General features: G+C 70.9%; 14 protein-coding genes and 1 pseudogene. 11 read left to right on the top strand and 4 right to left on the bottom strand.

Annotated features, from left to right (window positions below):
• Positions 1-157 precede the first annotated feature (157 nt).
• The 4 genes from GUY61_RS24930 to GUY61_RS24915 all read left to right on the top strand — a co-directional run bounded on the left by GUY61_RS24930 (position 158) and on the right by GUY61_RS24915 (position 3,658).
• Complete coding sequence (locus GUY61_RS24930; RefSeq protein ID WP_166632486.1) at positions 158-811, top strand: response regulator transcription factor; 654 nt, start codon at positions 158-160, stop codon at positions 809-811.
• Between the two features lie 5 nt (positions 812-816).
• The gene (locus GUY61_RS24925; RefSeq protein ID WP_166632485.1) at positions 817-2,064 is read left to right on the top strand and encodes a HAMP domain-containing sensor histidine kinase; all 1,248 of its coding nucleotides are present in this window, start codon (positions 817-819) and stop codon (positions 2,062-2,064) included.
• Between the two features lie 393 nt (positions 2,065-2,457).
• Positions 2,458-2,754: a DUF4193 domain-containing protein gene (locus GUY61_RS24920; protein ID WP_166632484.1), complete on the top strand. Its 297-nt coding sequence runs from the start codon at positions 2,458-2,460 to the stop codon at positions 2,752-2,754.
• Between the two features lie 13 nt (positions 2,755-2,767).
• Positions 2,768-3,658, top strand: coding sequence for a hypothetical protein (locus GUY61_RS24915; RefSeq protein ID WP_313896840.1), 891 nt, complete (start codon positions 2,768-2,770; stop codon positions 3,656-3,658).
• Between the two features lie 10 nt (positions 3,659-3,668).
• Here GUY61_RS24915 and GUY61_RS24910 read toward each other — a convergent pair whose 3' ends face one another.
• Positions 3,669-4,130: a DUF3093 domain-containing protein gene (locus GUY61_RS24910; RefSeq protein ID WP_166632483.1), complete on the bottom strand. Its 462-nt coding sequence runs from the start codon at positions 4,128-4,130 to the stop codon at positions 3,669-3,671.
• A 58-nt stretch (positions 4,131-4,188) separates the two neighbouring features.
• Between GUY61_RS24910 and GUY61_RS24905 the strand changes: the two genes are divergently transcribed.
• The 5 genes from GUY61_RS24905 to GUY61_RS24885 all read left to right on the top strand — a co-directional run bounded on the left by GUY61_RS24905 (position 4,189) and on the right by GUY61_RS24885 (position 7,435).
• The gene (locus GUY61_RS24905; RefSeq protein WP_166632482.1) at positions 4,189-4,773 is read left to right on the top strand and encodes a PaaI family thioesterase; all 585 of its coding nucleotides are present in this window, start codon (positions 4,189-4,191) and stop codon (positions 4,771-4,773) included.
• On the top strand, positions 4,770-5,297 hold the full coding sequence (gene dut / locus GUY61_RS24900) for a dUTP diphosphatase (protein WP_166632481.1): 528 nt from the start codon (positions 4,770-4,772) through the stop codon (positions 5,295-5,297). Before GUY61_RS24905 ends, dut begins: the two co-directional genes overlap by 4 nt.
• 1 nt (position 5,298) lies before the next feature.
• On the top strand, positions 5,299-6,072 hold the full coding sequence (locus GUY61_RS24895; protein ID WP_166632480.1) for a DUF3710 domain-containing protein: 774 nt from the start codon (positions 5,299-5,301) through the stop codon (positions 6,070-6,072).
• A 190-nt stretch (positions 6,073-6,262) separates the two neighbouring features.
• Entirely contained in the window at positions 6,263-6,661 is a 399-nt protein-coding gene (locus tag GUY61_RS24890) for an OB-fold nucleic acid binding domain-containing protein (protein WP_166632479.1), read from the top strand.
• Between the two features lie 3 nt (positions 6,662-6,664).
• On the top strand, positions 6,665-7,435 hold the full coding sequence (locus GUY61_RS24885) for a DUF3159 domain-containing protein (RefSeq protein ID WP_166632478.1): 771 nt from the start codon (positions 6,665-6,667) through the stop codon (positions 7,433-7,435).
• Positions 7,436-7,546: 111 nt separating this feature from the next.
• On the opposite strand, the gene GUY61_RS24880 is transcribed toward GUY61_RS24885, so the two are convergent.
• Together GUY61_RS24880 and GUY61_RS24875 are read right to left on the bottom strand one after the other, a co-directional pair.
• A complete protein-coding gene (locus GUY61_RS24880) occupies positions 7,547-8,221 on the bottom strand; it encodes a TrkA family potassium uptake protein (protein ID WP_166632477.1) in 675 nt (224 codons plus the stop codon).
• Complete coding sequence (locus tag GUY61_RS24875; RefSeq protein WP_166632476.1) at positions 8,221-8,889, bottom strand: TrkA family potassium uptake protein; 669 nt, start codon at positions 8,887-8,889, stop codon at positions 8,221-8,223. Before GUY61_RS24875 ends, GUY61_RS24880 begins: the two co-directional genes overlap by 1 nt.
• A gap of 205 nt (positions 8,890-9,094) precedes the next feature.
• Here GUY61_RS24875 and GUY61_RS24870 point away from each other — a divergent pair, with 205 nt between their 5' ends.
• Positions 9,095-11,143 (top strand): APC family permease, encoded by a 2,049-nt coding sequence (locus GUY61_RS24870; protein WP_166632475.1) that lies wholly within the window; start codon positions 9,095-9,097, stop codon positions 11,141-11,143.
• 167 nt (positions 11,144-11,310) lie between these two features.
• Positions 11,311-12,639: a class I SAM-dependent RNA methyltransferase gene (locus GUY61_RS24865; protein ID WP_166632474.1), complete on the top strand. Its 1,329-nt coding sequence runs from the start codon at positions 11,311-11,313 to the stop codon at positions 12,637-12,639.
• A 91-nt stretch (positions 12,640-12,730) separates the two neighbouring features.
• Here GUY61_RS24865 and GUY61_RS24860 read toward each other — a convergent pair.
• Positions 12,731-13,082 (bottom strand): annotated as a pseudogene (locus tag GUY61_RS24860) (IS110 family transposase); the annotation flags it as partial.

Below are 13,082 nucleotides of genomic sequence, written 5' to 3'. Positions count from 1 at the left end.
CCGTCACCCCTGCCGCACCCCGCCCGATCGCCTCCGTATCGCCGCCGTAAGCCGCCTTACCGCCGGTTTACGGTTGTTGGGGGCAGGATTGGTCATGGCTCGAACCCTTCGGGCTCCCACACCTGCCCCCGGGCACCTTCTGGAAGGAACGAACGCCGTGCGCGTACTCGTCGTCGAGGACGAGCAACTGCTCGCCGATGCGGTGGCCACCGGACTGCGCCGGGAGGCCATGGCAGTCGACGTCGTCTACGACGGGGCCGCCGCCCTCGAACGCATCGGCGTCAACGACTACGACGTGGTCGTCCTCGACCGGGACCTGCCCCTCGTCCACGGCGACGACGTCTGCCGGAAGATCGTCGAGCTGGGCATGCCCACCCGCGTCCTGATGCTGACCGCCTCCGGCGACGTGAGCGACCGCGTCGAGGGCTTGGAGATAGGCGCCGACGACTACCTCCCCAAGCCCTTCGCCTTCAGCGAGCTGATCGCACGGGTGCGCGCCCTGGGCCGCCGTACGACGGTGGCGCTGCCGCCCGTCCTGGAGCGGGCCGGCATCAAGCTGGACCCGAACCGCCGCGAGGTGTTCCGCGACGGGCGCGAGGTGCAGCTGGCACCCAAGGAGTTCGCGGTGCTCGAGGTGCTGATGCGCAGCGAGGGCGCTGTGGTCTCGGCCGAGCAACTGCTGGAGAAGGCGTGGGACGAGAACACCGATCCGTTCACGAACGTGGTGCGGGTGACGGTGATGACGCTGCGCCGGAAGCTGGGCGAGCCCCCCGTCATCGTCACGGTTCCCGGCTCCGGCTACCGGATCTGATCGGCGTGGCCACGACTCCCGCGCCGGCCTCGGTGCCCCCGAAACCCACCTGGGACCCGCCGTCCGTGCCGCAGTACCAGCTGCCCTGGCTGCGGCCCACCATCCGGATAAGGCTCACCCTGCTCTACGGGGGGATGTTCCTGATAGCGGGCATCCTGCTGCTGTCGATCATCTATCTGCTGGCCGCCCAGGCGATCAACACCGGCAACGAGCCGCTCTTCGAGATCGTCTCCGGCCCGGACACCAAGGTCTCCAGCCCGGACTGCCCCCAGATCGCGGGTGAGCAGCAGATCAGCGAGTTCAACGCGGCGATCAGTGAGTGCACCGACCACCGCCGCCGGGAGGCGCTCGACGAACTGCTCAGCCGCTCGCTGCTGGCCCTGCTCGGTCTCAGCGTGATCGCGTTCGCCTTCGGCTACGCCATGGCGGGCCGGGTGCTGTCCCCGCTGGGCCGGATCACCCGCACCGCCCGGCAGGTCGCCGGCTCCGACCTGTCCCGCCGGATCGAGCTGGACGGCCCCGACGACGAGCTGAAGGAGCTGGCCGACACCTTCGACGAGATGCTGGGCCGGCTCCAGCGGGCCTTCACGGCGCAGCAGCGCTTCGTGGCCAACGCCTCGCACGAGCTGCGGACGCCGCTGGCGATCAACCGCACCCTGCTGGAGGTGTCGCTCTCCGACCCGGGCGCCCCCGCGGAGCTCCAGCAGCTCGGCAAGACGCTCCTGGCGACGAACGAGCGCAGCGAGCAGCTCGTGGAGGGACTGCTGCTGCTGGCCCGCAGCGAGAACCAGGTCGTCGAGCGCAAGCCTGTCGACCTCGCCGAGGTGGCCGCCCGCGCCATCGAGCAGGTGCGCGGGGAGGCCCAGGCCAAGGGCGTGGAGATCCGCGGGGAGCGCGCACCGGCCGTCGTGCAGGGCAACGGGGTGCTGCTGGAGCGGATCGCGCTGAACCTGGTGCAGAACGCCGTGCGCTACAACGCGGCCGAGGGCGGGTGGGTCGAGGTGACCACGCGGCTGCTCCCGGGGGAGGCGGTTCTCACGGTGTCCAACACGGGGCCTGTGGTGCCGGCGTACGAGGTGGACAACCTCTTCGAGCCTTTCCGCAGGCTGCGGACGGAGCGGACCGGCAGCGACAAGGGCGTCGGCCTGGGGCTGTCCATCGCGCGCTCCGTGGCGCGTGCCCACGGCGGCCGCATCACCGCGACACCGCGCGAGGGCGGCGGGCTCGACATGCTGGTGAGCCTGCCGGTTTGACGGTTCTGAGCGGTCCGCCTCCAGTTCGCTTTGAGCGGAATTTTCGGGACCTGTTCCGTGGGAACCCGTGTGTGATCGATCACACGGGCGGTTTTCCGGTCGCGTACGCTATGTGATCGGCTGACCTGCCGGAAAGCCTGGAAAATCCGGGTTTTGAGGGGCCGTGATCACGGGAAGTACACGGGGTGGCGCCCGTGAGCAGCATCAGTGGGACCGTGTATGGTCCCCACCGCATCCAGCCCGATCACCTCGCCAGAGGTGCGGTTGGGTGTCGATTGAGTAACAGACCTTGATGTGAGGCAAAATCTCCGCCTCGGGTCGGGCACAAGTCCGGCCTCTCACGCGTTACGTGCGCTGAGACACCGCAGACACCCAGAGGGGGAGAGCGACAAAATGGCTACGGACTACGACACCCCACGCAAGACCGATGACGACCTCAACGAGGACAGCATCGAAGAGCTGAAGGCCCGGCGCAACGACAAGACGACCTCGACCGTCGACGTGGACGAGTTCGAGGCGGCCGAAGGGCTCGAGCTCCCGGGCGCCGATCTCTCGAACGAGGAGCTGGCGGTCCGGGTGCTGCCCAAGCAGGCGGACGAGTTCACCTGCATGAGCTGCTTCCTGGTCCATCACCGCAGCCAGCTGGCCCGTGAGAAGAACGGCCAGCCCATCTGCCGAGACTGCGACTGAGGCCGGCCCGGCCGTGGCAGGCTCCACACCGGCCCGGAAGCCCGACTTCCGGGGGCAGGTGCGACCTGAGGCCCACGAGGGCGGCACAGGCCCGGCGGAGGGCGCCGTGACGCCCTCCGGGTCCGACGCTCCCCTGCCGGTCGTCACGGGGGTGAACGAAGGGCCCCGGCCGACCCCCGGGGCTCGCCGCCTGTCCTTCGTCAAGGACGGAGTGCTCAGCGCGGTGCGCAGCAGCCGGGCGGGCGCCAAGGCCGGTCTCGGGTTCCTCGCGGACCGGCTCATCGAGACGGCCCCGCGCGTACCGGTGCGCGATCTGGCCGCCCTGCGCAGACAGTTCCCGGGCCTCGGCCCGGAGCAGCTCGCCGACAGACTCGTCGCGGGCGCCGCCAACGCCACCTCGACGGTGGGCGCCGGGATCGGCGCCGCCGCGATGATGCCGGTGCCGCCCGCGATGCCCACAGAACTGGCCGCCGAGATCCTCGGCGTGGCCTCGATCGAGCTCAAGCTCGTCGCGGAACTGCACGAGGTCTACGGACAGCGCCCACCGGGCGGTCTGAAGCAGCGCGGCACCGCGTACCTCGCCGCCTGGTCCGACGAGCGCGGCGTCGACCTCTCCCGGCCGTCGACCTTCAACGGCGCGCTCAGCAGCCACATGAAGCACCAGCTGCGCCAGCAGATCATGAAGCGGATGGTGCGCAACCTGCCGAACCTGATGCCGTTCATGGTCGGCGCGGCGGTCGGAGCCGTGATGAACCGCCGCGACACCAGGAAACTCGCGGAGAAGATCCGCAAGGACCTTCGGACCCGCCAGGTCCCGTGGAGCGCCCTGGAGGCGCTGCCCTCCCTGGACCAGCCGCAGGACCCGATCGACCCGGGACAGCCGCCCCGGGAGCTCGGCCGCTGAGCGCCGCCCGTTAGCCGGCCGTCCGCACCGCGGCGAGGGCCGCGGCCAGCTCCTCGGGACGGCGGGTCGACAGATACAGGTACGGCGTCGGGTCGTCGGGGTCGGTGACCTCGACCCGCAGCGCCGTCGGGATGTAGCCGCGCAGCAGCATGAAGGCGCGCGTGTCCGCCTTGTACGTGCGCCAGGCGCGGGCCTCCTCCGCGTCCAGCACCTCGGTCGTGCCCAGTGCCGACAAGGGGATCCTCGCGTCGCCCGCGACCAGTGAGCCGGCCACGACCCGGATGCGTACCGACCCGTAGGCGCTCGCCGCCACCCCGGCGAGCACCCAGCCGCCGATGAGTCCCGCGAGAGGTGCCAGCGAGCCCAGGGGCACCAGGATCAGCGCGCAGACGATCCCGGTGATACCGCAGATGACCCACCACGCGGGGGGAGCGGTCAGGCGTTCTTCGTAGGACGGGGCAGAAGGCTGCATGCCCACAAGCTTGGCACGGTGACACCGGCTGGTTGATGCGCGGGTAAGGTCTGCGCCTGTGAGTGGAACAACTTCGGCGCTGACCCCGCCACCAGGAGCCCGGAAGCCGGTACGGCACCCCGAAGCCCCGGCGCCCGGGGAACTCCTCGGCGCACACTACGAGCACTGTTTCGGCTGCGGCGACGGGCAACCGCACGGCCTGCACCTGATGGCGCGTGCCGGAGAGGGTGTCACGGTGACCGCCGAGTTCACCGTGCAGCCCGCCCACCAGGGCGCGCCCGGCCTCGCGCACGGCGGCGTACTGGCCACCGCGCTGGACGAGACGCTCGGCGCGCTGAGCTGGCTGCTGCGGGTGATCGCCGTGACCGGGCGGCTGGAGACCGACTACGTGCGCCCGGTGCCGGTCGGCACCGTGCTGCACCTGCAGTCCGAGGTGACCGCCGTCGACGGGCGTAAGATCTACAGCACCGCGACCGGCAGGATCGGCGGCCCCGACGGGCCCGTCGCCATCCGCGCGGACGCCCTGTTCGTCGAGGTCAAGGTCGACCACTTCATCGACAACGGCCGCCCGGAGGAGATCCGGGCCGCCATGTCCGATCCCGACCAGGTCCGTCGCGCCCGCGCCTTCGAGGTGAATCCGTGAGCCGCGGCCCCGTCGACGTGCTCATCCGGCGGCTCGACCCGGAGGTGCCGGTCCCGGCGTACGGGCACCCGGGCGACGCCGGCGCGGATCTCGTCACCACCGAGGCCGCGGAACTGGCCCCCGGCGAGCGGGCCGTCCTGCCCACCGGGGTGTCCCTGGCGCTGCCCGACGGGTACGCCGCGTTCGTGCACCCGAGGTCCGGTCTCGCCGCTCGCTGCGGAGTCGCCCTCGTGAATGCCCCGGGGACGGTTGATGCCGGGTACCGTGGGGAGATCAAGGTGATCGTGGTCAACCTCGACCCGCGCGAGAGCGTGCGGTTCGAGCGCTTCGACCGGATCGCCCAGTTGATCGTCCAGCAGGTCGAGAAAGTGCGCTTCCACGAGGTCGCGGAACTCCCCGGCTCGGCGCGGGCCGACGGGGGCTTCGGGTCCACGGGAGGCCATGCGGCCACGGACGGCGACAGCCAAGGGCACAAGGGCGGGAATCGATACGCTTCGGTCGTATCCGACCGGGAAGGACAGTGACGTGTTCGGACGTCGCAAGAAGAGGGACTCCGCCGAGGGCTCGGCGGGCGAGGCCGAGCAGGTCGTCGACGGCGTCGACGAGGATCAGGACGCCGAGGGCCCCGACAGCGGCGAGCCGCGCCGGGTGAACCTGCCGCCGGCCCCCCGCCCCGACGGCCCCTGGGACGTCTCCGAGGTCTCCCGGCCCGGTGAGGGCCGGGTCGACCTCGGGGGACTGTTCGTCCCCGGGGTCGAGGGCATGGAACTGCGGGTCGAGGTGGCCGGCGACGCGATCGTCGCGGCCACGGTGGTGCTGCGCGACAGCGCCATCCAGCTGCAGGCCTTCGCCGCCCCCAAGAAGGAGGGCATCTGGGGCGAGGTGCGCGAGGAGATCGCCACCGGCATCACCAAGCAGGGCGGCATCATCGACGAGGTCGAGGGCCCGCTCGGCTGGGAACTGCGTGCGCAGGTGCCCGTACAGCTGCCGGACGGCACGAACGGCGTCCAGCTCGTGCGCTTCGTCGGCGTGGACGGCACCCGCTGGTTCCTGCGCGGTGTCATCTCCGGCCAGGGCGCGGTGCAGCCGCAGGCCGCCGGGCTGCTCGAACAGATCTTCCGGGACACCGTGGTGGTGCGCGGCGACGGCCCGATGGCACCCCGCGACCCGATCGTCCTCAAGCTGCCCGACGACGCGCAGATGGTGCCCGAGGGCGTGCAGCAGGAGGAGACCGGCTCCCGGTTCTCCGGCGGCATGGGCAAGCTCAGCCGCGGTCCGGAGATCACCGAGGTCCGCTGACGGATCCGGCCGCCGCGGCAGGCAGGCTCCGCGCCGCTCGCACCGTTTCGACCCACCGGACGGCCCGCGCCGGACCCCCGCTCGCGCGGGGGACCCGGCGGCGGGCCGTCCGCGTGCCGGGCCGGCACGAGCGGGTCGGTTGTGTGTTCGAGGGTGATTGGCCGGCGGCCGGGCCCGTTACGCTAACGGTATGAGCGCTGCAACCCGCCACGAGAAGCCGGCGAGCCGGTTCCGCCGGCTGCTCGACCGGCTGTCCAGCTCACAGGAGGAGCTGCACTCCGCCGAACTGCAGGAGGACGCGCAGGCGGCGGGATGCACCCGTATCGCCGAATGCGACGACCGGCAGATCGTCAAGGTGACTGGTACCTTGCGGACGGTCACCCTGCGACCGCGGGCCGGTGTCCCGGCCCTGGAGGCCGAGCTGTTCGACGGCTCGGGCGCGCTGGATGTGGTGTGGCTCGGCAGGCGCTCCATCGCGGGCATAGAACCGGGTCGCAGGCTCATCGCATCGGGCCGGATCTCCATGAGCCGCGGCCGCCGGGTGCTGTTCAATCCCAAGTACGAACTCCGACCGCTCGGACAGGAGTAGCCGGTGACGTCACTCGACAAGCCGCCGACGACAGAGCAGCACAGCCAGGGCAGCCGGACCGCCGAGGACGCAGCCGACAGCAGGGCCGTTACCGAGGCCGCGCTGTTCGAGGCCTTCGGCGGCATGCGGGGCATGGTGGAGACGGTCGTCCCCGGCCTGCTCTTCGTGACCATCTACACGATCAACAAGAACCTGCACATCTCCGCGATCTCCGCGCTCGCCGTCGCCGTGGTGCTCGGCATCGCCCGCCTGGCCGCGAAGGACACCGTCAAGCACGCCTTCAGCGGTGTCTTCGGCGTGGCCTTCGGTGTCGTCTTCGCGATGATGACCGGCAACGCCAAGGACTTCTACCTCCCCGGCATGCTGTACACGCTGGGGCTGGCGCTCGCGTACATCGTCTCCACCCTGTGCGGGGTGCCGCTGATGGGTCTGATGCTGGGACCGGTCTTCAGGGAGAACCTGTCCTGGCGCACCCGCAACCCCGGCCGGAAGAAGGCCTACGCCAAGGCCAGCTGGGCGTGGGGTCTGATCCTCCTCGCCAAGTGCGCGATCCTCTTCCCGCTGTACTGGTGGGCGGACACCACCCAGCTCGGCTGGGTCCTGATCGCGCTGAAGATCCCGCCGTTCCTGCTGGCGGTCTATCTGACCTGGATCTTCCTCGCGAAGGCGCCGCCGCCGATCGACGTCTTCGCCGAGATGGAGGCGGAGGAGCGCGCCGAGAAGGAACGCGCGGAGCAGGAGCGCAGGGCGGCCGCCTCCGCGGGCGACGCATAGCGCCCCGCACCTGCGTCCCGCTTACACGGCCGAGGGGCCCGGCATCCCGATGAGGTGATGCCGGGCCCCTCGGCCGTGTACGGACGGACGGACGGCAGCCGCTAGGCCCCGCTAGGCCGTGTCCTCGCGGCGCACCGACAGCAGTTCCTCCAGCTGCTCCTCCCTCGCAGGCGCCGCGACGAACAGCAGTTCGTCCCCGGCCTCCAGGGAGTCCTCCTTGTTCGGGGTGAGCACCCGCGTACCCCGGATGATGGTGACCAGCGAGGTGTCCTGCGGCCACTCCACATCGCCGACCTGGGTGCCGGCCAGCGCCGACTCCGGCGGCAGCGTCAGCTCCACCAGGTTGGCGTCACCGTGGCTGAAGCGCAGCAGCCGCACCAGATCGCCGACGCTGACGGCCTCCTCGACCAGGGCCGACATCAGCCGCGGGGTGGAAACGGCGACGTCCACGCCCCAGGACTCGTTGAACAGCCGCTCGTTCTTCGGGTTGTTCACGCGGGCCACCACCCGCGGCACGCCGTACTCGGTCTTCGCCAGCAGTGCGACGACGAGATTGACCTTGTCGTCGCCGGTCGCCGCGATGACCACGTTGCAGCGCTGGAGTGCCGCCTCGTCCAGCGAGGTGATCTCGCACGCGTCGGCCAGCAGCCATTCGGCCTGCGGTACCCGCTCCACCGAGATGGCCGTGGGCGCCTTGTCGATCAGCAGCACCTCGTGCCCGTTCTCCAGCAGCTCACCCGCGATGGAACGCCCCACCGCGCCGGCTCCGGCAATCGCGACTCGCATCAGTGCGCCGCCTCCTCGGGACCGACCGCGAAGGCCGATTCCACCTTCTCGATCTCGTCGGTGCGCATCATCACGTGCACCAGGTCGCCCTCCTGAAGCACCGTCTGGGAGGTGGGCAGAACGGCCTCTCCCAGACGGGTGAGGAACGCGACCCGCACACCGGTCTCGTCCTGGAGGCGGCTGATCTTCTGCCCCACCCAGGCCGTGGAGGTGTGGACCTCGGCGAGCTGCACAGCGCCCGAGGGATCGCGCCACAGCGGCTCGGCGCCCGAGGGCAGCAGCCGGCGCAGCATCTGGTCGGCGGTCCAGCGGACCGTGGCGACGGTGGGGATGCCCAGGCGCTGGTAGACCTCGGCGCGCCGGGGATCGTAGATGCGCGCCGCGACGTTCTCGATCCCGAACATCTCGCGGGCCACCCGGGCGGCGATGATGTTCGAGTTGTCACCGCTGCTCACCGCGGCGAAGGCGCCCGCCTCCTCGATCCCCGCCTCGCGGAGGGTGTCCTGGTCGAATCCGACCCCGGTGACCCGGCGGCCGCCGAAACCGGCGCCCAGACGGCGGAAAGCCGTGGGGTCCTGGTCGACCACGGCGACGGTGTGCCCCTGCTGCTCCAGGTTCTGCGCGAGAGCGGAACCGACTCTCCCGCACCCCATGATGACGACATGCATCGCCTAGTTACCCCGCACTCCTGGTCGTTCCGCTGACCTGCGACAACACCCTGCTCACAACAACCTTCCCGTCCCGCCGGGCAACGATGGGGGCGGCAAGCGGCGCCACCCGCAGACGAGCTTATTCCGCCGACGTCCGATTGCCTTCATTGCGGGGGGGTGGCGGGTGGGCACCGCGTTGGCCGAAGCCTTACGCTTACCAGTTGTGTCCAAACTGACCGACGTGCCCAAACGGATCCTGATCGGCCGGGCGCTGCGTAGCGACAGGCTGGGAGAAACGCTCCTGCCCAAGCGCATCGCACTTCCTGTCTTCGCCTCCGACCCGCTCTCGTCCGTGGCCTACGCGCCGGGCGAGGTACTTCTTGTGCTGTCCGTGGCGGGCCTGTCGGCCTACCACTTCAGCCCGTGGATCGCCGCCGCGGTCGTCGTCCTCATGTTCACGGTCGTCGCCTCGTACCGGCAGAACGTGCACGCCTACCCCAGCGGTGGCGGTGACTACGAGGTCGCCAACACCAACCTCGGCCCCCGCGCCGGGCTGACCGTCGCCAGCGCGCTGCTGGTCGACTACGTCCTCACCGTGGCGGTGTCCATCTCCTCCGGTGTGGAGAACCTGGGCTCGGCCGTCCCCTTCGTCATCGAGCACAAGGTGCTGTGCGCCGTCGGCATGATCGTCCTGCTGACGCTGATGAACCTGCGCGGGGTGCGCGAGTCGGGCAAGCTCTTCGCCATCCCCACCTACGTCTTCGTCTTCGGCGTCTTCTCGCTGATCCTCTGGGGAGCCTTCCGCGGACTCGTCCTCGGCGAGTCGATGGCGGCACCCACCGCCGACTTCGAGATCAAGCCCGAGCAGCAGGGCCTGGCCGGTTTCGCGCTGTTCTTCCTGCTGCTGCGGGCCTTCTCGTCCGGCTGTGCGGCGCTCACGGGTGTCGAGGCCATCAGCAACGGCGTCCCCGCCTTCCGCAAGCCGAAGAGCCGGAACGCCGCGACGACGCTGTTCATGATGGGCCTGCTGGCCGTCACCATGTTCTGCGGCATCATCGGCCTGGCCATGGCCACCGACGTGAAGATGGCGGAGAAGCCGGCGATCGACCTGCTGCGCGACGGCACCCCGGTCGGCGCGGGCTACGTCCAGGACCCGGTGATCTCGCAGGTCGCGGCGGCCGTCTTCGGCGACGGCACGTTCATGTTCGTCCTGCTCGCCGCGGCCACCGCGCTGGTGCTGTTCCTGGCCGCCAACACGGCGTACAACGGCTTCCCGCTGCTCGGCTCGATCCTCGCGCAGGACCGCTACCTGCCGCGCCAGCTGCACACCCGCGGTGACCGGCTCGCCTTCTCCAACGGCATCGTCGTGCTGGCCGGGGCGGCCGCCGTCCTCGTCTACGCCTACGACGCGGACTCCACCCGCCTCATCCAGCTCTACATCGTCGGTGTGTTCGTCTCCTTCACCCTGAGCCAGACCGGCATGGTGCGGCACTGGAACCGTCACCTGGCCGTCGAGAAGGACCCCGCCGAGCGCCGCCGCATGATCCGCTCGCGGGCCATCAACACCTTCGGCGCGTTCTTCACCGGCCTGGTGCTCGTCGTCGTACTCGTCACCAAGTTCACGCACGGTGCCTGGGTGGCCCTGCTCGGCATGGTGATCTTCTACGGCACCATGACCGCGATCCGCAGGCACTACGACCGGGTGTCGGACGAGATCGCCGCCCCCGAGGGCCCGAGCGAGGACAGCGTCCGGCCGTCCCGGGTCCACTCCATCGTGCTGGTCTCCAAGGTCCACAAGCCGACGCTGCGCGCCCTGGCGTACGCCAAGCTGATGCGCTCCCACACCCTGGAGGCGCTCAGCATCGGCGTCGACCCGGCGGAGACGAAGGCGCTGAGGGAGGAGTGGGAGCGGCGCGGCATCGAGGTACCGCTGAAGATCCTCGACTCGCCGTTCCGGGAGGTCACCCGGCCCGTCATCGACTACGTCAAGCGGCTGCGGCGGGAGAGCCCGCGGGACGTGGTGAGCGTGATCATCCCCGAGTACGTCGTCGGCCACTGGTACGAGCACCTGCTGCACAACCAGAGCGCGCTGCGGCTCAAGGGCAGGCTCCTGTTCACGCCGGGCATCATGGTCACCTCGGTGCCCTACCAGCTCAGGTCGTCCGAGGCCGCCAAGCTGCGGGCGCGGAAGCGGCAGGAGTGGAACGCCCCCGGCTCGGTGCGGCGCGGCCCCGTCGACGAGCGGACGAAGGAGCCCACCGGCAAGGAGTGACGCGGCGGCCGCGCGCACGCCCGTCCCCCGGGCGCGGGGTGGCACGCGGGCGCGGGGCGTCCCCGGGCACGGGACAGCTGGCGCGGGGCAGCGGGGCAGAGGATCCCCGCGGGCCCGTAGACTGGTGGGCTGCACCCCTTCCTCCCTCACCTGGAGCTCACTCCGCCATGCCCACAGAATCTGAGTCGTCGCTGGTCGGGGCGGAGTACGAGGTCGAGGTCGGGCCCGTCGCGCACGGCGGCCACTGCATCGCCCGCACCGAGGAGGGGCGAGTCCTCTTCGTCCGCCACGCCCTGCCCGGCGAGAGGGCCGTGGTCCGGGTCACCGAGGGTGCCGAGGACTCCCGGTTCCTGCGGGCCGACGCGGTACGGATCATCGAGGCGTCCAAGGACCGGGTCGAGGCGCCCTGCCCCTTCGCCGGTCCCGGCAAGTGCGGAGGCTGCGACTGGCAGCACGCCAAGCCCGGCGCCCAGCGGCGGCTCAAGGGCGAGGTGATCGCCGAGCAGCTGGAGCGGCTCGCCGGACTGAAACCCGAGGACGCCGGCTGGGACGGCACCGTCATGCCGGCGCCCGGCGACAAGCTGCCGCCCGGCGAGGTGCCGGGCTGGCGCACCCGCGTGCAGTACGCGGTGGACGAGGACGGCCGGATCGGGCTGCGGCGGCACCGCTCCCACGAGGTCGAGGTGGTCGACCACTGCCTGATCGCCGCCCCCGGCGTCAGCGAACTCGGCGTCGAGCACCGCGACTGGCCCGGCATGGCCTCGGTCGAGGCGATCGCCGCCACCGGCTCAGGCGACCGCCAGGTCGTCCTCACCCCGCGCCCCGGCGCCCGGCTGCCGCTGGTCGAGCTGGACCGCCCCGTCTCGGTGCTGCGGGTCGACGAGAAGGACGGGGGAGTGCACCGCGTCCACGGCCGGGACTTCGTCCGCGAGCGCGCCGACGACCGCACGTACCGCGTGGGCATGGGCGGCTTCTGGCAGGTCCACCCGCAGGCGGCCGACCTCCTGGTCAAGGCCGTGATGCAGGGCCTGCTGCCCCGCAAGGGCGACATGGCACTCGACCTGTACTGCGGCGTCGGCCTGTTCGCGGGCGCGCTGGCGGACCGGGTGGGCGAGCAGGGCGCGGTCCTCGGCATCGAGTCGGGCAAGCGCGCCGTCCTGGACGCCCGGCACAACCTGCGGGACTTCGACCGGGTCCGCATCGAGCAGGGCAAGGTCGAGCAGGCTCTCCCGCGCACCGGGATCACCGAGGTCGACCTCGTCGTCCTCGACCCGCCCCGGGCGGGCGCGGGCAAGAACACCGTCCGCCACCTCGCGGGCCTGGGCCCGCGCCGCATCGCGTACGTCGCCTGCGACCCGGCGGCCCTCGCCCGCGACCTCGCCTACTTCCGCGATGCGGGCTACCGCTGCCGGACCCTGCGCGCGTTCGACCTGTTCCCGATGACGCACCACGTGGAGTGCGTGGCGATTCTGGAGCCAGCTGACAAGGGAGTCTGACGCGTAAATAAACAGCAGGTCAGGATGGTGTGCGCATGGCTGGATACCCGGTGGTCTCAGTGGGCCGCCGGGTGTCCGGACCATGCGGTGCTTAGGCTGCGCTCTCGATCGGGTTGAGTGTGACGGTGTAGCCGAGCTGGTTGAGGGCGTTGAACGCGCGGCGGGCGGCGCGTTCGGGGTCGCGTTGGGTGAAGTAGTCGCCGCCGAGCTCGTGGTAGGGGACGCTGTCGGTGAGCATGTGCCAGATCGCGGTGATGATCGAGTGCTCGACGGCGACCAGGGCTTTGAGCGGGCCACGGCGGGCGGTCAGTCGCTTGTAGCGCGCCTGCAGGTGGGTGCCCTTGGTTCTCACCGCGCCGAAGGCCGCGAGCCCCGGGGCTCCCTTGAGGTATGGGTTGCCGGGGCGGACCTTGGTGTTCCTGGCCGTCTGGGGGGGTGTCGGG

The organism is Streptomyces sp. GC420 (genome assembly GCF_009916105.1).
In the GTDB taxonomy this organism is placed as follows: Bacteria; Actinomycetota; Actinomycetes; order Streptomycetales; family Streptomycetaceae; genus Streptomyces.
This window is presented reverse-complemented; position numbering and strand designations above follow the sequence as displayed.

Bases quoted from the DNA above. Each gene is read 5' to 3' on its own strand.
- GUY61_RS24890 (WP_166632479.1), top strand. From the start codon at position 6,263: ATGAGCGCTGCAACCCGCCACGAGAAGCCGGCGAGCCGGTTCCGCCGG.
- GUY61_RS24880 (WP_166632477.1), bottom strand. From the start codon at position 8,221: ATGCGAGTCGCGATTGCCGGAGCCGGCGCGGTGGGGCGTTCCATCGCG.
- GUY61_RS24875 (WP_166632476.1), bottom strand. From the start codon at position 8,889: ATGCATGTCGTCATCATGGGGTGCGGGAGAGTCGGTTCCGCTCTCGCG.
- GUY61_RS24920 (WP_166632484.1), top strand. From the start codon at position 2,458: ATGGCTACGGACTACGACACCCCACGCAAGACCGATGACGACCTCAAC.
- GUY61_RS24865 (WP_166632474.1), top strand. From the start codon at position 11,311: ATGCCCACAGAATCTGAGTCGTCGCTGGTCGGGGCGGAGTACGAGGTC.
- GUY61_RS24910 (WP_166632483.1), bottom strand. From the start codon at position 4,130: ATGCAGCCTTCTGCCCCGTCCTACGAAGAACGCCTGACCGCTCCCCCC.